The 22,436-nt window shown below is 34.3% G+C and carries 9 protein-coding genes; all 9 read right to left on the minus strand.

The window, feature by feature from the left end; all coding sequences use genetic code 11:
- Nucleotides 1-346: 346 nt before the first annotated feature.
- Nucleotides 347-3,301, minus strand: coding sequence for a T9SS type A sorting domain-containing protein (locus ATO12_RS24140; protein WP_165583456.1), 2,955 nt, complete (start codon nucleotides 3,299-3,301; stop codon nucleotides 347-349).
- A gap of 4 nt (nucleotides 3,302-3,305) precedes the next feature.
- Nucleotides 3,306-5,369: a fibronectin type III domain-containing protein gene (locus ATO12_RS24145; RefSeq protein ID WP_051576066.1), complete on the minus strand. Its 2,064-nt coding sequence runs from the start codon at nucleotides 5,367-5,369 to the stop codon at nucleotides 3,306-3,308.
- A gap of 273 nt (nucleotides 5,370-5,642) precedes the next feature.
- Complete coding sequence (locus tag ATO12_RS24150) at nucleotides 5,643-10,379, minus strand: hypothetical protein (protein WP_051576067.1); 4,737 nt, start codon at nucleotides 10,377-10,379, stop codon at nucleotides 5,643-5,645.
- Nucleotides 10,380-10,605: 226 nt separating this feature from the next.
- A complete protein-coding gene (locus ATO12_RS24155) occupies nucleotides 10,606-11,265 on the minus strand; it encodes a hypothetical protein (RefSeq protein WP_034247581.1) in 660 nt (219 codons plus the stop codon).
- Nucleotides 11,266-11,575: 310 nt separating this feature from the next.
- Complete coding sequence (locus ATO12_RS24160) at nucleotides 11,576-12,220, minus strand: hypothetical protein (protein ID WP_034247583.1); 645 nt, start codon at nucleotides 12,218-12,220, stop codon at nucleotides 11,576-11,578.
- A gap of 159 nt (nucleotides 12,221-12,379) precedes the next feature.
- Nucleotides 12,380-12,811, minus strand: a complete 432-nt coding sequence (locus ATO12_RS24165; protein ID WP_034247585.1) for a hypothetical protein — start codon at nucleotides 12,809-12,811, stop codon at nucleotides 12,380-12,382.
- A 1-nt stretch (nucleotide 12,812) separates the two neighbouring features.
- Nucleotides 12,813-19,157: a glycohydrolase toxin TNT-related protein gene (locus ATO12_RS26550; RefSeq protein WP_034247587.1), complete on the minus strand. Its 6,345-nt coding sequence runs from the start codon at nucleotides 19,155-19,157 to the stop codon at nucleotides 12,813-12,815.
- Nucleotides 19,158-19,185: 28 nt separating this feature from the next.
- Nucleotides 19,186-21,672 carry a TonB-dependent receptor gene (locus tag ATO12_RS24175; RefSeq protein ID WP_051576068.1) on the minus strand — a complete coding sequence of 829 codons (2,487 nt, stop codon included), beginning with the start codon at nucleotides 21,670-21,672 and terminating at the stop codon, nucleotides 19,186-19,188.
- A gap of 343 nt (nucleotides 21,673-22,015) precedes the next feature.
- Nucleotides 22,016-22,436 (minus strand): T9SS type A sorting domain-containing protein (locus ATO12_RS24180; protein ID WP_131248897.1); only part of this gene is annotated, 421 nt, incomplete at its 5' end.

Here is a 22,436-nt window from a genome sequence, read left to right on the forward strand (position 1 = left end):
TTTGTGCCCCTTCTTTTGTTAGTCAATCGTTTATACCATTTGTATTTTGAATTTTCTTTGCCAGTAGGTTTAAAGTGCAAATGGTATTATATCTTTTTTACTACCATTTTGTCTTTTTGTTTTTGTTTATTCCGCGAAGTCGGGAGACTTTGCGGAGCGGTGATTTGAGGTCGAAGTGTTTTATGTCTTTTAGTTTTGATAGGGCTTCGACAAGCTCAGCCTGACATTGCGTTATTTTTTAGTTCATATGTTACCTTGAACCCTTAGATAAACTCGGGACACGCCTGTCGAAAGGCTTTCGATCTTTGAGTTTTGATTACACTTCGACAGGCTCAGTGTGACAATATTATTCTACTACTATTTTTCTAACATACGTTTTACCGGGAATTTCTAACAGCAGGAAATAAATACCTGATGATAAACTACCTTCTAGATTGAAAGGGATATTGTATTCAGACGCACCATCATCCTGATGCCTATATAATACACTATTATTAGCAACATTAAAGAGTTTGATGTCGATAGATATTGGTTCTTTAAAGGTTAGTTCGGCAGCAAAGTTTCCGCGAGTAGGGTTAGGAAAGATTTTATACGTTTTTAGTTTTTCTTTCCCTTCGGTTTCTTCTTTAAAAACACGTTCTCTTATCGTTATGTTTTTGGTATATGATTCTTGACACCCGATAGCATTAGTAGTTTGTAGTGTGATATCAAAACTTCCTGTTTCAGTAAATTTGATTTCTGCATATTCTCTGGTAGACTCTATTATTTCTGCATTATCAGGAATAATCCACTCTACTGTAATAGGAGAAGGATTACTTACATCGACAATTACAAAGGATTCATCTACAAAAATATCCGAGGGTACAACAAATTCTGGTGCAATAGAGGTTTGTGTAGCTGTAATCTGTATACTACTACTGATTAGGCACCCTAATCCGGTAGTTACAACTACGGTATATACTCCAGATTCTGATAATGATACATTAGGAGTATTGGCACTAAACCCATTATCAGATTCCCATCGGTAGGTTGCCAAAGGATCCCCTATAGTGGCATCTACTGTATGCGATTGTCCTTTGCATAACATTGTATTTTCTCCAAGATCGATATTCCATTGTAACGAAGGATCTGTAATGCTTATAATTTTTTCTAATATCGGATTTATAATATCACATCCGTTTTGATCTTGTACAGTTAGGGTATATACTCCCTGGCTTAGATCATTGATCACAAAAGCAGTACTGTTATTTGGGATATTATTAATTACTTTGTTGAATCCTGGGTCTCCATCTTTTGCCATGCTAATCATGTAAGTTCCTGTCCCACCTATGATATCGAGTGTAATGCTTCCGGAAGCTTGTCCTATACATAATGCTTCAGTAGTCACAATATTTTGGATTAAAAAAGGAGTGGGTTGTATAATCTCGATATCACCTGAGATTAATAATGGATTAGTGTTACCGGGATCTTGCAGATTATCTTTGACTTGCACACGATATATACCGCCAGATAATCCAGAAGCTACGAATTCCTGAGCAGTCCCTAATATTACAGAACTCCCAAAAGGTTCAAAAGTACCAGTATTATTTCTAAATAATACCTGATATTGATAATCGGGTAGCCCGCCCTGTACATTAGCTTTGATTATACCATCATTATTAGTTTGATCATTATCCCCACAGCTAACATCATTTTTTTCGGTGGTTATAAATTCTAATATAGGAGGTTCATTAATAACAAAATCACTGATTGTCGAGCATCCTTTATCATCGGTAACAGTTAAGGTATAGGTATCTGCTGATAAATTGGGCAGATTGATTTCATATCGATCAGGCCCTGATTGTGCTACCCCTGATCCACCTGCCACATTTGCCCCTGATGAATTTTCCCAGCTAAAAGTATAAGACCCATTACTAAGAGGAGTTCCTCCCGTTATGGTTGCATTGGCATACCCATTACTAGCTCCGTTATAAGTAGTGGGTGCCTCATCTATTTTGGTAATAACAATAGCAGAAGCGGCCGGGTCAATGATTTCGGTTACAACACTATTACCTCCCGATGTACCGAGGCATTGATTGGTATCTCGTACTTTAATATCATAACTCCCTGCACTTTTGGGAATACTCACACTGGTTCCTGTAAAGGAAATCCAATTATTATCACCATTAATTTCATAAAAGTAAGGAGGTGTTCCATTAGATACATTGTTTATAATAATACTCCCATCATTAGTAGGGCCTTGGCCTACGGTACAGGAGGGATTGGTGTGATCGGTATTGAAGGTAACAGGAATCTTATCATTATAGGTAAATGTTTCGGTAGAGGATATAAACCCGGCAACCAATACCCCATTAACTTGCATTTGATATTGCACTCTATAGGTATCCCCTTCCTGCAAAACATTTACATTGTTGAAGGTATATTTTGTTCCCCCACTTACATCTGTAGATTGATTGGTGTTTTGTACTAAAATCAAACTGCTATTAGAGACATCAATAATACTGATGGTAGAGAAGGTTTCTCCGGTATTAAGGGGGCGATTAAAATTAACCTCAACACTTACAGGGTCGCCAGTACATTTTGGTGGATTGTAATTAAGACTTGTAATTAATGGAGCACAAGAAGAATACCGAACAGTTAAGGTATTGCCCGAAAACTGACCTTTGTTATACCCACCAACTCGGAATAAAATATCGGTTTCCAGAAAGTTTTCATGCGTTGGGCCGATGATTTGCTCTATTGTAGCATTCACCTGTCTACCGTGATTAAACCCAGAAGGAAAATCGATCCAATCGGTGCCGTTAGTAGAGTACTGCCAGTTATAGGCAACATTTGGGAACCCACTGGTTGCTCCTAAGCTTAATTGACTACCTATACATAAGTTACCACTTCCATTTAATCTAAAAATAGAATTTATATTTGGGATTAGACTTGCAGATATATTGGTCACTCCACATGCTTGGGTGCTTATAGAATGACTTGTGATCATGCCATCTCGGGAACTATTTGAAATTATATCTCTCTGCTCACAAATTAAAGGAAAATTCCCAATAATACCTGTTGCGTTTAATTGAAAGGAATTAAAATCTCCAATAGTGTTTGTTGTATTTATTGTAATAGGTATAGTAGCTGGGCCATAAGTTCTATAGTCAACACCATCAATAATAATTTTAGCCTCTCCTAAATGAAAACGAGGAGAGGTCTGTCCCTGAATGTTTCCTGTCAATTTTAAAGTATAATCCTGTGCTATACTATAAAAGGAGCATAGTATCATAATCAAAAAACATACTATCTTTTTCATCATCTTAATATTTTATTTTAATGGTAGTATACCTAGAATAGGTGCCGTCATTAAACACAGCCCTGATAATATAGGTATAGTTAGAATTAATGGTAAGCCCTGTATCGATAAATCGTTTTGTTCCTGGGGGTAATATCCTATATAAAGAAGAAGGTTTTTCGTTTACAGCACGGTATAGTTCTAATTCTGATACATTAGGGTTTTTATAACGCCAACTTAACTCAATGGTTTTTTCATTTTCATTTACCGATCCATAGAAACCTTTTATAACAGATTTTAATGTTGTTTTTGGGATCACAACAGATACCGGTGGTGCAGGAGTAGACTCCAGGCCGCTTTGATCTCTGGCAAGTATGGTATAGCTATAATATTTTCCTTCTTCTACTTTGGTGTCATTATAGGTGGTATTTTTAAATTTTTCACTTTGAAATATCAGACTCCAATCCAGATCATCTTTTCCTTTTCTATAGATATAATGAGCCTCTACATCTTCACTAGAACTATTGGCCCATTCTAATAGTACAACGCCATCTTTAATGGTATAGGATGTAAAAACGGGAGCAGTTGGCGGAATTACATCTGGTTTTATCAACTCTAATATTTCTGAAGGTTCAGACTTGTTATATCGTTGATCTACTGCAATAATTCTATAATATACTTTAGTGTTTAAACTTTTTACTTTTACAGTGTCTGTAAATGTGTAATTTTTATGAGGAGATTCTGTTAATTGAGAATATTCTTCGTGTTGTAGATTTCCCCGGTATATCCTATATCCCATAAGATCCTCTTCGGTGTTAGGTTTCCATTGTAGTTGTACAACACCTGTGCTATCCACTTTTCCTTCTAGACCTACAGGTTTTTCAGGAGGGATAGAATCTACAGGTTGTACCAACATAGCAAAAGAGTCTCGTTGATTATTATTTTTACCATTTGCGGTTATTTTAAAATAATTGGTAGCTCTTAATTTGGTGTACCTTACTTTTCTCGAAGTTGGAGAAATATGGGTTACTACAGGTTTATACCCTCCACGATCTGTATCAGACCGTTTTAATGTAAATCCTGTAATATCTTTATTTCCTTCTTCCGGGAAGGTCCAGGTGAGTTCTACGTCACTTTCTGATGTGATGTGTTTTGTTTTTAGGTGCGGAACATATTTCAATACTTTTTTCCCTTCTCCGGATACTACATTAGAAGCAGGGCCTATTTCACCAAAAGAAGAAATTCCTTTAATTCTATATATGTAATTCTTATCATTTGTAATAGAATCAATATATATAGTACGGTCGTTTTCTGATTTTTCTTTGTTGATTGCAGCATAAGGAATATCTCCTAATCTGGTAAATGTACTTCCGTTTTCAGAGCGTTCGATAATATAACTGTTGTAGGTGTTTTTCAACAATTTAGAATCCCAGCTAAGTAAGGTGTTTCCATCCTGAAAAACTCCAACAAAGTCTACAGGTTCTGGTAAGGGCTCGTAATCAATAATTCCAATATATACTCCTCTTTCTTTGGTTTCTAATTCAAATTGAGGGATATTAGAAATTACTTTGTAGAGGTATTTTTCATTAGGTTTTACATTGGTATCAATATATCCCAATCCAGCTTTTTTAGCGATTTCAAAGTCTTGATCTGCGGCATATAATCCAAAAGCAAACCGTTGTTGTTGTTCCTCTGCTTTGTTTATAATAGAAGCAAGACCACCACCACCTTCTACTACAAAACTCTCTCCCCAGAGTGCTTGCGCCATTATTGCACCATTATCACTAGTTTCTGCAATACCTTCCCACTCCATCATAGAGACGGGCATAAACTTTTGACCTATAATCAATTTTTCGGGAGTGGGTAATGTTTTTCGATCTCGGGAGATAGTATACCGCTCTAGTGTGTACCCGTAGCGATTCCCTTTACGCCAGGCAAGAGGTGTGTTTAGAGTCCAGCGCAATAAAATTCTATCCTCTTGTGCTCTCGCTATAACTTTTACTTCTGGTAATTGTTCTTTGGATTGAGCAAAAGAGAACTTTTGGCCAAAGAGAAGAATGAGTATTACTATTCCTATTTTTTTATTCATTTTTATGTTTTTCAACCTTTTGTTTTTATAAGGACTTCGACAGGCCTGTCCTGAGTTTATCGAAGGACTCAGCCTGACATTGCGTTTTTTATTTTAGTTTGTGTGTCACCCTGATTTTGAGGTTGCTCCGCAAAGCCTCCCGACTTTGAGCTATGTATTTTACTTTGTGCCCTTCTTTTGTTAGTCAATCGTTTATATCTTTTTTACTACCATTTTGTCTTTTTGTTTTTGTTTGTTCCGCGAAGTCGGGTCGGGAGACTTTGCGGAGCGGGGTTAATTTGGGTTTTTAAATATAAATGTTTCACTGGTTCCGACACGGTTTCCGGGTAAAACATAAGTCATTTGGGTTACATAATTACCTGGTTTTATATAAGGAAAAATTCCGTTAATAATATAATCGAATTGTTGTATTACCCCCTGATAACTTTGAGGATTGGTATTAAAATCGTCTGTGATTTTATATTGTAAATCAATAAAATCTGCTTTATACTGGGCTGGTAAATTATACCTATACGCCAACCTTGTATTTAAAAGTGAATTTTTTGGATCATTCTCTAAATAGGACTGATACCAAGATAAGGGATCAATTGCTTTTGTTGGAGGGAAACCTAATATTGATATATCTCTATCAACTGCAAATTTTTGATGTAAAGGATAGTTTTTATATATCAATGGGTAAATTTCATTTCGATAATATGTGTCATTTAAAATAGCTTCCACTTTTATAAGGGGGATACCATCGGTATATATACTACCAGATAAATCAGTTACTTCAAAAGCTTCAGTGTTTTTAATTTCTGCTTGAAGCGCATGAATATCGGCATATATGATTTCTCTAATCCCTTTGACCAAAGTTTTTCTTTTTATCTTCTCTTTAAACGTATTATGAATACTAGTATTAAACTCATAAGAAAGCATCTCTATAGTTTCAGGATTTGTGGTGAGTCCATCGATACTTACATTTTTTATTTCGATTGTATTTTCACCATCCCCAGCAGTTGTATACTTTTCTTTTACCGTACTCGAAGTTGCACTTGGGGGTAATGTAAGTAGTTTTAAGGTATATGCTTTAGCATTTTTGATGTCTGGTAAAGGAATCATCACTTTTTTATCTCCTGGATTATAAGACACAGAACTCTCGATAGCCATATCATATTCATCTGTAAAATAAGAACGCTGAGACCATCCAGCATCTAAGTTAAATAAATAGGCTTGCCCTCTTTTTAATTTTATATAGCCTTTGTTGTATTCTTTGGGAAAGAAATATTTTTGCCCAATTACAGGATAAGAATATGCGATATTCGTTTTTGGAATATAATCTGGTGCAGTTCCTGTGGTAAATGTAATATTTTCTTCTTCTTTTAGGACTTCTCCATTATAAGTAGCAGGAATCCATTTTCCATTTACTTTCTCTTCAAATGTTACTGATACATATAAACTCATAGGGGTTTTTGGCGGTAGTATTTCATTAGAAGTAAAACTTAAAAGATCATTACTATCATTCAATGCCTGTTCACCTACAAGTATTGAACCTTTATCGTCTTTTATCCAAAAATCATCTAGCTTAAAACGATAATAGTGTATCTTATATTCTTCATCTTCAACTCTAATTTCATTACCTATTTGCATATTAAATGCGACCTGAGGTACTGCAAATACATCTACTTCATTGGTCTTGTCACGAGGGGATATATCGGCAATGATTTTGATATCGGCCAGAGGTGAGCCTCCACTAATCAGTTCACATTCTTTACCAAATTGCATCTCAAATCTGAAACTCCCTTTTACCAGTCCTCCCAATAAATTATAATACCCTCCGAGGTATCCTCTAAACCAAACTGGATTTGGGAGTTTGGCTTGCATTAATGTAGCTGCTCCTGCTTCTATAATCGGAATTCTTTTGCGTTTACCAAAGAGTTTAAAACTAATTCCCATAGAACCTTGTAGGTAGACATAGCTTTGTCCGTTGGCATACCATCCATTCACACCAATTTGACCACTACCTTTACACATAGCATCTCCATAATCTTTTACCATAATATCGAAACCGAAACCTGCATTAAATCGAGCATAAAACATTAAGAAATTCATATCCCCAGTATCAAATTCGAGGCTTGCACCAAAGGCTACGCCACGACCAGCAGCTAGTGCATTTTCATCACGCATATAATCTAGTATTTCGGCATCTAGTCCAAGTATTTTTGCCACCTGAGCGGGAGGAGGAGGGGATGGAGGCATATAATCTCCCATCATAAAATAACTCTTGGAGGTTAGTGCTACACTTCCGATTCCGATTTTAACACCAATAGGATCTGCCGGAGTACCAATATGAATGTACCATTCTCCAGGCCCAAAATGTATCACTGCCCAGGCAGCGCGCCCTCCTGGACCAACTCCCTTAAATACACCTCCCAGAACATCGATATATAGTTCAAAAGTGCCGTGAAATGTTTTTGCTGTAAAATCAAATTCTATTGCCATATAAGCATTAAGGCCTTTTTGACCGGTCATTACTGCTGGATAAATGGCTTTTGAAGCTCCGATAAGATCGGTTTCTTTGAGTTGATTCTCTACGGCATCTGGCATTGCAGATTCATTTTCTACAATCCCGCCAAAATTTTCTGATATTTCGTCTCCTGCATCATCAAAACCGGGAATTTGTAACATATGTGCTTCTCCATAAAGGCTAACCCGATTAATTCCTCCATGTCTATTGAATGCCATTTCGAAACCAAACCCACCGTTGACCAAACTTTCTCCTTTGGTTATCGAGAAGAGCATCATGGCTTTTACCGTTAATCCAGAATCTCTATCGGGGACGTAATTGAGCCCAGATGATCCTATTCCTATATTAGAACTAAATCCATCTTTTCGCATTCGATAGGAGGCACCACCACCAAATCCGGTAATTGCAAATACAGGGGGGATAGGAATGGTTAGCCCTTCGACCAGTCCATCGATATACCAATATCTAAACTCTTTTTTACCAAAGGTAGCACTAATGGTTACAGCAATTCCTCCTGTAAAAGTGGCTTTGACCATTCCCGCAAACCCATCACCATATACCGGGTCATCGTCTCTAAATTCTACAAAACCTTCTATTTTGAAGCCCATATCGGCTGCAATCTCTACGCGCCGAAGTTTTACACGTTTAAATTTCCACTTCTCAAATCCATCACCTTGTTTTAGATCACCTTCAATCGATAAGCTAGCATTACCACTAAAGCCGGCATTATCCATCAGGTTAATTGCGATGGTAAAATCTAAGGCTGCAATATTATCTTTTGCTCTAATCCCAATTTCTGATATGGTTACAGGAAAATTAGCGACCTTAACTTCACCTGTATAACCTGCATGACCAATTTTGATAATTGGGCTTATCGTTTGTAATTGGAAATCTTGAAAAGTAATCCCTTCAAAATCTGCAGTTGCTGTAGCAGAAGTAGAGCCATCATTAGATCCTTTAATCGCCATATTACCATGTAAAAGAGCTTTGGGTCTAAATTTACCTTCACTAAGCCGGAGTTCTATATAACTGTTTTCGGTGAGGGTGGCTTTGGCTTTAAAAATATCAAATGCAATATTGTTTGCCGGACTGGCATTAAGCACATACTCTTCGTTAACAGGATCAATTAATGCATTATATACTAATACGGTAGTACTGTTAGATTCGTAGTCGAGAGCTATTAGTTCACTTTTTTCTTTTCCGTTTTCGTCTTTAGTTATTTTTGTATGGGTACCAGAAACGGTTTCTGTAGTAACGGGCAATACCATTGCACCACCAAAACCAGCTCCTGATAAATCTCCTGCCACGAAACTTAACTGAATCCTATCTACCGAGAATTGCCATCCATCTGCGTTTCCTGTATTAAGAGGAAGTATATTTTCACCCTTAAAAGTTCCTGAAACTCCATTGTTATCAATCAGCATTTTTTCTGCTCCAAAAGAGATACGTTTATCACTTCCTTTTCTTTGAAATTGTGGAGGAAGGACTATTGTAACAGATTCTACATATACACCTCGCCATAAATCTTCTTCACCAGAAATCAAATAGGTTTGTTGATAATCATCAGTAGGCCATTGCATATTTGGTGAATTTCGCGTATCACTAAAATCAAAGATGGCAGTATTTAACTCAAAAATGGTGTTTTTTAGTTTGGGCACCTGGAATCTGGGGAGCGTGACTTCTACCAGAATATCATTCCAATCTGTAGCGACAACTTCAAAACTGGTCGTTACCTTTTTCTTAATATTTGTTTTTCCAATGGTAGAATTGTCAATAGTATTATCAGCTTTTACAGGCAATATTTTTTTTCTGGAAAACTCTACATCTACTGCCAGTCCTAATTCCTTAAATCCATCACAATCGATAGTGACATAGGTTTTTTTATCAAGATCACCTGTTTTGAGATCAAAACCTCCTTTAAGAACCATTAATATATTCTTTCCTTGAAACGGAACGCCTACATCACCGAGAAGTACCAAATTAGCATCACCAAATAAACCGCCTTTATGAGATAGTTTTACATTACTGGCACCAAAAAATAATTCTCGTTGTTTACCGGTCTTATCGATTTGTGGTAATTTAATACGGACGAAAATTTCTAACTCAGAATACTCTTTACCAATCTTGATCTGGCTAACTCCCATAATAAATTCTGAGCTACCTATCTCTTTCTTTATTCCTATGGGTAAGGTTACAGGAGTTTCGCCAGTGATATAATCGGTAAGGCTTTCTAAAAATTTATTTCCTGCAACCAGCGTGTCGATTACACTTTTGGCTTTTGTTCTAAGGTTATTTGCTGCCGTATCACTTTCAAAACGGGTATATAACTCATCTGGAGCAAATTCTTTAATAGTAGTTTTTTTGACTAACTGTTTTATATCTTTCTCGATTTTGGCATCCAGATTTGCAAACGAACGGCGCATCATTACCGGAGGTAATGGTGCGGTAGTTGTTTCTTCTGAAACCGGTTTTTTGGTATCTTCATCTCCTATGTTAGCAACCATGTGCAAGGATAGGAGTAGAGTGAGTATAAGTAGGTAGTATGGTTTCATATTTGTTAAAATTACTGTGTCACTGTTGTTGCGCCAAGTCTCCCGACTTTGAGCGCGGTATTTTACTTTATGTTTTTTTAGTCCCTTACTCGTCTTTTTTATTTCTATTTAGACTTTTTGTTTTTGTTTGTTCCGCGAAGTCAGGAGACTTTGCGGAGCGGGGTTTTTATATGGTTTGTTACGGTTTTTTATTATTTTTCTTTTTTGTTTTGAAGCCTCCTAAAATGTATTTCCAAGCCTCATAGCTATTATCAAAACGGTTCCATAATGCAGGGGCTTCTCCTGTGTTCTTATATATTTTGATATTGGTAACTAAAAGTTTAATACCAGAAAGAAAGATTAATCCTCCTGATAAAATAGTAGCGATGCCAAATAGTACACTTAGTATAATCAAAAAAATAGAGATGGGTTTACCTATTACATATTGATCATTTAATATAAGTTTACTCTTACCCATTCGTACTTTTATATGAGATAGTTTTTCTGCTGGGATACATAAAGGAATTTGCTTAATTATGGGTTGTTCTGTAATCAATTTTTCGTGACGTAAAAAATCAACGAATTTTAAATGTTCTTTATCTACTATTCTAAATATCCAACGTTTTGTTTTATCATTTTCGAATAGCACATTTACTTCTATATAATCTATATAGTCATAATTTCTATACTCTTTAGGTATTGTAGAATCCACTTTAATCTCTTCAATATTTTCATACTCGACAAGCCTTGTTTCTTCTTCTGCTTGTATGTTAATAAAATGAGGGCCTACTTGAAAAACCAATAGTAAGGGGACTAAAAAAAGTAATCCAAATTTTATGATATACTCTATCTCTTTCATGTTTTTTAATTCTTGCTACTGCTTAGTAAAGTCTCCTGACTTTGAGTGTTGTGTTTTATTCTTTTTTATTTCGTTTTTCTATGTTTCATTTTTGCTATTATTTTGACTTTTTGTTTTTGGTTGTTCCGCGAAGTCAGGAGACTTTGCGGAGCGGGGGTGAGTATAAGTAGGTAGTATGGTTTCATATTTGTTAAAATTACTGTGTCACTCTGAGCTTGTCGAAGAGTAAATTATAATCCCAGTTTTTAAAAGGACTTTGGCAAGCGCAGCCTGACATTTTTTTATATTTATGTTGTATTTATATTGTTTGTTACGGTTTTTTATTATTTTTTGTTTTAAAACCACCTAAAATATATTTCCAAGCCTCATAGCTATTATCAAAACGGTTCCATAATGCAGGGGCTTCTCCTGTGTTCTTATATATTTTGATATTGGTAACTAAAAGTTTAATACCAGAAAGAAAGATTAATCCTCCTGATAAAATAGTAGCGATGCCAAATAGTACACTTAGTATAATCAAAAAAATAGAGATGGGTTTACCTATTACATATTGATCATTTAATATAAGTTTACTCTTACCCATTCGTACTTTTATATGAGATAGTTTTTCTGCTGGGATACATAAAGGAATTTGCTTAATTATGGGTTGTTCTGTAATCAATTTTTCGTGACGTAAAAAATTAATAAGTTTTAAATGCTCTTTATCTATTATTGTAAATATCCAATATGTTTTCTTATTATTTGATAAATGCAGGTTGATCTTTATGTCATCATAATTTTTATATTCTATTGGTATTAATGTATTTATTGCTATCTCTTCAATATTTTCATACTCGACAAGCCTTGTTTCTTCTTCTGCTTGTATGTTAATAAAATGAGGGCCTACTTGAAAAATCAATAATAAGGGAACTAAAAAAAGTAATCCAAATTTTATGATATACTCTATCTCTTTCATGTTTTTTGATTGTTGTTCCTGCTTAGCAAAGTCTCCTGACTTTGAGCGAGATATACTATTATGTATTTTTCTTTTTATTAGTCACTTTTTTATTTCTATTTTGACTTTTCGTTTTTGTTTGTTCCGCTAAGTCGCGAGACTTTGCGGAGCGGGGTTATGTTAAGTAGGGGTATTTAAATCTTTTTCTTCTATTTCCCAAATTCCAGCAATACTACATACGAAATATCCCTGTTGCCTTTCTCCAAACCCAAAAATGCAAATATGGGGTTGATTACAGTTTTTGCAATTCAGTGCAAAATAAATGGGAGGTAAACCATCTACTAGATATTTATTAGAATATGCATAAATTCCAAATGCTTCAGAAACAATCTTTTCTTTTAAAAGAAAAGGTTCTCTTAAAAATTCTTTTTCTATTAGATCGGAAAAAGAAAAACCCGTATTAAAAGGAATAATAGTAAAACTATTTTCTATTTCACATTTGTTACATTTAAAAATAGGATTAATACCATTGGATAACTCCTTATCTTCAAATATTTTATTTGATAATTCAGCATTACCTTTCAATATTATTTCATGATTTATTTTATACATATCACTTCTGTATTGTTTTACCAACTAAATTATTGTAATTCCCACTAGGAGAATCCTTAATTATTATTTTAATATATCCTTTTTCAGCTAACTTATTCCATGTTTCAGGAAAACCAGTGATTTTGTCTTTAGGAATATCCCAAAGAGATTGCTTACCAATACCTTGTTGACCAAACCAAGGGATTACATCTGCATTTTGAGCCTTAAAAGGTAAATCTTGTAAAACTTCTATCTCATAGTAGAAATCATATTCTCCTTTTGATTTATTTAATGCTCTTTCTCCAAATTTGAAAGGTTTGCCATTCTCTAATGGACTTGTAAAAGCACCGCCCAGTATTGGATTTCCCTTATCATCCAGACCAAAAGAACCACTATACCTATCAAACTTTTGTCCTGCTTTTATTGGAACGTCATCTATGATATTAAATCCTCCATTTGCAGGTGGCCAGCCACCATTTAAATTATTATTCTTAAACAAGGTTTCTAATTCTCCCCATTTACCTTGTTTATATAAATCAAAAGCTTGATTTCGTATTGTAGCACTTACTTCTCCTGCCTTGTCAAAGGTTCTTGCAAAGTCATCTACATTTTTAAAAAATATTTTTGTAATTCCATCCCCTGCATTATTGATTCTAAATCCAACTTCATCCCCATTTTTCAGAATATCATCTCCATCATAGTTACCAACGACTTCTCCATCGTCCAAGGTCTTTTTCTTTTGAAGTATTCCATCTACATATCGGGCTACTTCGTCACCACGACCAGATTTGTCCACCACTTTAACGAATTCTTTAACAGTGACTTGTCCTTTTTTGATGGCACTGAATCTAACAGGGATATTAGCCGTTTTGTCAAAAATTTTGTCTACCTCTGCTAAACCATTAATAAGGTTTTGTTTACTTGCTACTTCACTACCTTCATTAAATAATTTGTGTAATCCGTTATAAGATGTTTTTCCTCGATACTCAAACCTGCTGCTTACTTTAGAAAGAATCTCAAGGTTTCCTTCTTTAGTAATTATTTTAGGAAAACGTTTTAGAACATTCCAAGAATCAATAAGGTCAGGATTCTTAATAAACTTTGAAGTTGAAGCAGTGGTAGAAAAATCAAAAGTTTCTCCAAACTTTACAACATCATCTCCAAGATTATCCAGTTTTTGTAGTAAGGAGGTATTGCTATCTTCTAATTGTGCTATCCATTTTTTAAACCCTGTTAAATCTTCGTTATATCCATCTAATTTCTTTAAGAATGTAGTCTTAAAAGAAGGGATATCTATATTGGTAGCAGCAAGTAATTGCTCATATTCTCTTTTAAGATCAGGGTTTTTATTTATAAGTTCTTCCAGTTTATTAACTGTTTCCAGTACATCTTTTTCTGTAGCAGTTTTACCATATTTTTTAAGTCCAACCCCTTTAATAAAATCAGCTATTTTTGCTTTTTTTATAGTTTTAAGCCAAGCGACTGTTTTTATAATACTTTTAGGAAGATCTATCCCGTCTTTTACAGCAAATGCTAATCCTGCGTTTTCCCAAATCACCCATTTTTTCTTACATGCATTATATTCGTTTATATCGGTTTCGTTTTGACACCCATAAGGACCTGATTGAGATGCCCCTGCAATAAGATTTGGTACGGTATATGCAAAATCTAATAATTGATATGATTTCTCTAAGGCTATGGTGACTTTTCTTCCTTTTGCTGCCCCATGAACTGCTTTAATTGCTAAAGCGCCATCTCCTAAGGTAAATACTGTTATTGCTACATTAAAAACATTCCATCCAAAGTTTTCCCATTTTTGAATAGTAAGATTGGTATCCAGATAATCGAGAAAAATAGCAGGAACAACAATCATTTTTCCACATAACTCATTTTTTGTGTTTTCAAATCTGCAATCACTTGCCAAAGGAGAAACATCATTAAGAATTTTTACACCGACTAAATCAAAAGGAGAACTTCCTTTTGGGAGTAGGTATACTTCTTCAGCACATTGTTTTACAAACTTATCTAGCTTAGCATCATATGTGTATTCATATTTAACACATTTAGTAATACTTACGGTATGTGTGTTTTCATCGTATTGATACTTAAAATCATTGTTGTTTTCTACAAAAGCTACTAATGCAAAATCTCTTTGTCTTACATTCCATTGTATAGATGTTTTTACATCTAAGTTTCCATCTTTGGATAGATTTATAGCATCTGAAAGTCTATTTAATTCTAAAAAGAATTTTGAATATGATTCTTCGTGATCCAGTAGCTTAGCTAATTTTGATTTTAGATTATAGAGTAATGGTGCATTATCTATACTATAATTCTTTGAGGATTCTAATTCGTCAAAAAAATGTACTGCTTCTGTATCTTTAACAGATGCAACCACTTTTGTAACAATAGCATCTTCATTATTACCAAACATATTGGTTAATTTGTCTTCTAGTAAGACTTGTAACATCAATAATTTATGATCTATATATAAGGAGCTAAGTGCTTCTTTACCTAAAGCATTAATAATCTCGAAGAGGAAATATCTTTGTTTTTCCTTATCCTCCTTTTTATCATTAAAAATATTCTTGTTGCCTAATATTTCAGATATTAATGAACTTAATTCATCGGAACTTAAGGTCTTTAGTGTTTTTTTGATTAAAGAAACATCATCTTTCCCATCTGAATAAAACAATGCTTCAGTTATATAAGCATTATTCTTAAAAATGAACTCTAGTAGACTAATACGCTCTTCAAAACTAAGTGTTTTTATAAATTCATCATTCAGATAGTAGAGTGCTGAATAAAATTCTTCTTTAGAAGCATTAGAACCTAATTTTTTATTATAAGTTTTAATATTTTTGTTTACTCTTTGTAATGCTTTCAGATATAGAGGTATTGCGTTTTCTTTTTTCCAGAATTTATCACGAGCTTTAATAAAAAGAGCTTTGTCGCTTCCCCAGAAAATGTTCTTTAATTGATCAGAAAAATCTTTATTTATCTGCGCAATAAGTACATTATAATCGATTTTATCCTCATTTTTTGAACAGATCATTTTTCCTATTCCAAATAATGCTTCACTACCCTCATAGTTTTTGATTAAGTAACTATAGTTGTTGTAAAACTTATTCCCTTCTGGGCATAGATCACAAGCTTCAGGGCTAGGAATGTTAGTTTTATAGGGTTCAATACCTGTAAGTAGGCTTTCTTTTATAAGAGTTTCTTTTCTTCCACCACTATTCCAGCTCTTTTTATCAACATTATTTGTATACCCTTGTTTTTTATATAAATCAATACCACAACTTTCCTTAGTTCTTTTTAACTTTCCTAAATGTACAGTGATTTGTTTACCAAGATATCTTGAGAAATCATCTTGAAAAGTTCTTTGTTTCCAGGTATCGCTTTCCCCCAGGCTTTTTAAATATCCCATGAATAGCTCTTGCCCATCTTTTTTCCCCTTGGCAGCAACGTAACGTTCAAGTTTTCCATTTTCTAAAACAGAAAAAGCATATAAACTACCTGTGTGATAAAACGTAACATCTTCTGCACTAATAGGGATAGATATTAATTTATTAGCTGGAGAAATAAATGATATGCATTGTTTGTTATTGCTTGTAGTGTTTATAGTTACATCATATTGATTGAAAACTTTAGGAATCACAGCGTTTCCTATAAGATATTGATCAGCTCCGAATTGTCCATCCTCATCTTCTTGAAACCAATAGATTTGGATCCCGGGAGCATGCATTTTTTCCCAATCCATATGGTTTAACTCGATACCGTTACCGTAATCCATTAACAGACCTGTACTGCCAGATTGAGTATCATATTCGGTAAATGGGTGTTCTAGTCCAAATACACCGTGTCCTAATTCGTGCGCAGCAACTCTACCTTTGTCATTTTGTGCAAAAATAAACCCGAATTGACTTTTTAAAGGCATAAAACCATCGGTACTACTATCTGAAGGAGGAATATCTGTTACAAACAGGTAATATGTGTCTTTTTGGTAAGTACCTGTAGCTTTAAAGGTGCTGATCCATGCCTTTTCTGCTTCGGTATAGTAGGTTAATAATTCACTGTCTCCAACATCTATAGTGGTATCTGAGATCGAGATAGGAGTAGCTTGGGTCACTTTAAAACGAATTCCTGCTGGGTTATAGATTTCATTAATTCGATTTGCAATCCCAGATAAGCTGGCTCCATTTACCGAGATGAGTTTTACATTAATATTGCTTACTTCCTGGCTGGCTAAGTGCATTAAGCTAAAGGTACCTGCAATGGTGTATTGCCCTCCAGAATCCTTAGGTTTTACTGTAGCCAGAATTTCTTCTTTGGTAAAATCAAATTTTTTCTCAAGAGTAAGTGTAGCGACGGTGCCATTACTATCCCAGCTAACATCTACTTTACCTCCTTGTGCCGTTTTAAATACAATATCATCTTTGGTGATCTTGCTATCAGAAAATGAGGCTTTTGCTGTTATAACATCAGATTGATGAGAACTTAAATCAGATATTGCTTTATAGGGTACGGGATATGTTCCGCCGTTTACTACAGGTAGTTCTTCGTATTTTCGTTTTAGTTTATTAGAGGCTCCATCGGGTAGCATATCAAAGGAGTAATATCCGCTTCCTTTTTCAAAAACGATATTGACTCCTGTAGCTGTTATATTAGAAACTCCGTTACTGCTCATTCCTGCAGTGTTATTAGAAGTAGGTGCTCCTCCTTCTGCACCAGGAGTTTCGGTTATATCACCTTCGCGACTAACTTCCCATCGGGTTCCGTTGCTATCTACAAATACTACATTTTCTCCCCCTTCTCTAATAACTTCCTGTCCATCTGCTCCTGTAATAGTGTATGTTCCATTTTCATTAGCGACTACATTTGTAATTACAAAATCAACAGTAAAAACATCAATATCATCGTTATCACCGGTTACGACCTCAATAATTTCATCGGCATCAATAATACTACCCCAGTTTGGATCGTATGTGGTAATCACAAAACCATCTACTAATTTCATATCAGTATTGATTTTGATGTTTTTAAATTTTACAGGAATACGTACTGTGGCTAACCAAGGAGTGCTAATATATCCTTCACCAGTAAAACTACCAGAACCTGAAACTTTTTTTACATACACAGGGAAATCACCAGCGGTAAACACGGTATTTTCTAAAAGCTCGGTGAGCAACTCCTGATTAGAAAGATCTACAGGATCTGGTTCGATTCCACAAGAAGTATACTCTGCTAATTCATCACTTAGTGTTCTAAAGGTTTTGGGATTAGATTCTGCAAAATTATCGGTCGTACAATTTCCTAGTATTTTATACTCATAAACCGTATCTGGTTTAAACTCATCTACAGTAATATACTCCCTAGGGGTTGTTTTTTTATACCATTTATTGCTTCCCAATTCCCGATACATTACGGTATAATCTAAATGATCAGGGTGCCCAATCCAGCTTATAGTTGCATTGGTTCTACTTACATCTTGAACCTCTATATTTGTAGGAACAGTACAGGGACTTGGATAGTCAAACCAAAAGATCTCGCTATTGCCATTATTGGTAAATACAGCAACTTCTTCGCCATTATTGGTTGCAATTGCTCGTATTCTCCATGCGTATCGTTTACCAGGCAATAATAAGGGATGTATTGGCCCATATAGTAAAGAAGTCGCTATAGTGGTTTCCTGGTATAAAGGTGGAGAAGATAAAAACACGGCTTGTGGATCAATATACCGATCCCACACTTCTACAATACTAAATTCGTAAGATACATTGGGAATATTAATATGCCTTGGTGTCCATTGAAAAATAATATTGGTGGGGTTATGTTCTGTTATTTTAGATTTGTTATCAGGTTTATTAAGAAAAGGCGGATAATTATTGACCAAAAATATATTGGCGCAACTTTTTGCAGATAATCGGTTTCCATTAAAGGCATCAAAGACTTCAAAACAAAATTGATACCTCCCGTCTGGTAATGTACCATTGTATTGTATCGGAGATATACCTCGTAGATTTTGCTGCTCAAAATATGGGGCTAATTCAGCAATGGATAGTTGTAATGGAATACCTGGATCCAGAATTAGAGTAGGTGCCCCAACCACTACAGATGTACTTGTGGCATTAAAGTCATCACCTTCTATAGAAATACCTAATCGGACCTCTCTGCTTGTGGCGGTAATATCTGCAAATATGATTTGAACTCTTAATGGACTATTGGCCAGTGTAGCATTAGTATATCCAGATAGGTTTGTTGGATATGGTGGTGTAGCCTGAGCAGTAATACGTACAGGAAAGTTTTGCGCGGACACAAAAGCAAACTGCAGTATTAATAGAAATATTAGTGGTAGTTTTTTCATACGTCACTTTGGGGATTACCAGAAATGATTACTCTGAGCTTTGATATAGCTTATCATAATATCTGATAATTTGCTCCTCTAAATATATGTTAATTTTTTCTAAATCTTTGTCTTTCAAGTACACACTGAACGCTCCTTCTTTTGTCATGGTCATAAACTGGTTCAGTTTTTTATCGTTTTTGACTACTGCATTACCTTTTAGTATCTTACCTATTTCGAATCTGAGATTAAGATAAGATTCCAGGCGGTTTCCATCTACTCTATAAATGGTTTTAAGTTTCATATAATCAAATTGATCTCGTTCATCTGCTTGCTCCTTTTCAGCATCATTTAATGTATGTAAAGGATGCGATTCCATATCACTTTTTGCTGTGGCATACTTTACTTTCATTTCTTGGGATTTCTCTAACAGCTCTTTTTGGAGATGAACTAAAACATACTGAAGCCTTTCTTGATATATGGGGATAAAATCTTTACGCAGGTAAACACTATCTAGATAATTTAAAGCCGAATTTTTGAAATCAGTATCAGTTTTTGCTTTTTCTTTAAGTATAGACAATTGATTCTGAATTTTATCTTTAGAAAAAGCTTCTTTTTCTTTAAAGTATTTTTGTTGAGAAATAGTTTCTATTTTATTGGCGACAGTAGAAGCATTACCTTCATAAATTTCGATGCGATATCTAAAGCGATAGTAATTTTGTTTACTTGCTTTTTCTTCCTGAAGTTTATTTTCTAATTTCTGTAGAGTATCTGTAGTTTTTTCTTGATTTTTTTTGTCATCAATATCTTTAGAAGTTCTTTTTGCAAACCTAAGGTCGGGTTTCTTAACATCAAAAGAATAACTATACCCTAATGTAACCGTAAAATCATGGGCGCTAGTGTTGGTTGTATTTCTAAAAAGCGTTAAGGCATTAAGATTAATATTATGTTTCTCTTTATATATGTATCCCGCATTTGCTCCAAAATTCATCACATTACCTTGTGAATTGCCATCGACAAGATTTTCATTATACGATGCTGATATATTGGTTCGTAATTTTTTATCGAAAAATTGCTTACTTGCAGATAGAGTAGGACCATAGGTTAATGCATCTGCCAACTCAACGACATTGTATGCTGCATTAATTGCTGCATTAATAGTTAATGTACGTTCTGGGTATGTAATCGTATAGTTTGCTCCTGCATTATAAAAATTAGTTTCATTATTAGTAGCATCGGCAGTACCTTGTTCATCTTTTGTAGCTTGAAAAGTAAGATTAAAACCAAGGTTCTGTTGCTTTTTCGGGCTTTGAGATACTAGATATCCAAGATTTAGTGCAGCATTTTGAGAAACCTGTTTAAAATCCAAAGTATCTAAATTTTCAAATTGATTTACCTGATTAATCTCATCAAAAGCTGTTCTTATATTGGTGTATGACTGAAAATTGGAATACGAAACACCAATATTCAATCGATTTGAAGCTTGTATGGATGCATTAATTGCAGAAACGATTCTATTCGATTGCGCTTCTTTTTCATTTTTTAAATCATCACGTTGTAAACCTGCATTGAGGGACAAAGAAACCCTACCATTAAATAATTCTTGAGCAGCATTTAACGTAATATTTTCGAGGTCATTATTAAAGAAATAGGCTCCAAAGGTTCGGTATTGAGGATCAATACGTTCGTAACCCATACCTACGCTTCCTTTGCCAAAAGAATAAGTAAAATCAGTATTCAAAGCAGTATAGTAATCAGTAGAAGCTTTTTCATTGATCAAAAACCCTAGTACATTAGAACTTTTGTTGATTTCTTCATCTTCTATATTTTCTGTTACCGCACTTTGGGCGACTTCTATATTGAAACTTAATCCTTTTGTAATTTCTACAGAAGATTCTATACTAATGACTAAGTTTTCTTTAGGATTTACGTTTAACTCCTCTGGGATTATAATGTCTAGAGATGAAGCTTCATCTTTAGCTTTAAAAAAAATAACCCCAACAGAAAATTTATTAAAATCATAGGACGTTTTTAATCCATACCCCATTCGCTTATATGTAGGAATAGCGTCAGGTACTTCTTCATTATATTCTGTGGCTTTTAATAATCGACCATAGAAAGCACTAATTTTATAAGGTTTGTTAGGTGTTAAATCTGTACCAAAACCTGTAAAGTGATGACCACTCACAGTATATGGAGAAAAAGTCATAGCGACATCACCAATATGAGTTGCAATCCACTTATATGAGGGATGAATACTTAAACGATTTATTTTAAAAGGAGTACTATATCCAAAGTCCTGATTGGTATATGAAAATGATAAAGGGATATTGTAAATACCACTAATATTGAAATTGAGATTACCATTAATGAAGTATGTAAATGGATCTCTATTTGCTGATCCATCATAGTATACAGAGTTTGCAGAAACACCACCATTAACTTTCACTAATGGAGCTTTACCAATTTGTTCAAGATTTTGACTTGTGGCAATTAATGTACAGCCAAGAAAAAAGATTAGTAGTTTTAGTTTCAAGATGTAATAGCAATTTGGGACAGCGAAATTAAGATAATTTTAACAATTAAACAATATAAGGTTTTAGTAATCAATATTTTAAAATTTGGTAGACAAAAGATTATAATATAAATTATGTCTATGGCGTTTTCATGCAAAAATATAGTAGTTTAGTTTCATTTTTCGGGACTAAGATTTTTTTCTGAAATTTTTAAGGAATTTAGCCTTTCATTTTGGTTTCTTTAGAAGAAAGAGTATAATGTTATAATTTTAGATAAGAATGTTTTACGTAATATTAATACAGCTTGTCTTATTAAGAATTTTATAGCTATACAAAATCTCTTGACTTTTTAGGACTATTTTATTATTTCACAATCACTTTTCTAATATCATTTCCATATGGTGTTTCTAGTACTATAGCATATACTCCAGAAGGTACTTGCAGAGTAAACGGGATTTCATATTGTTTTTTATCAGATTGTTTTTTTTGATCTAATATAGTATTGTTAGCCAGGTTGAATATTTTAACACTGATATCTTTTTGTTCTTTCAGGGTTACTTTCACAAAGAATTTACCATCAGAAGGATTTGGGTATACATTAAACTCTCTGATATTTCCTAACTGTTGATTTTGGTTATCCTGATTTTGATCCTCTGTTATTTCTTTTTGTAGTACCAATACTTTTTGGGTAGATGTATCCTGACAATCTCCCAGTTTGGATATCATCGAGATGTCGTATTCTCCTGGTTTGTCAAAGTACAATTCAATAAGGTCCTGATTTTGA

The sequence above is a fragment of the Aquimarina atlantica genome (genome assembly GCF_000626715.1).
GTDB classification, from domain to species: Bacteria; Bacteroidota; Bacteroidia; order Flavobacteriales; family Flavobacteriaceae; genus Aquimarina; species Aquimarina atlantica.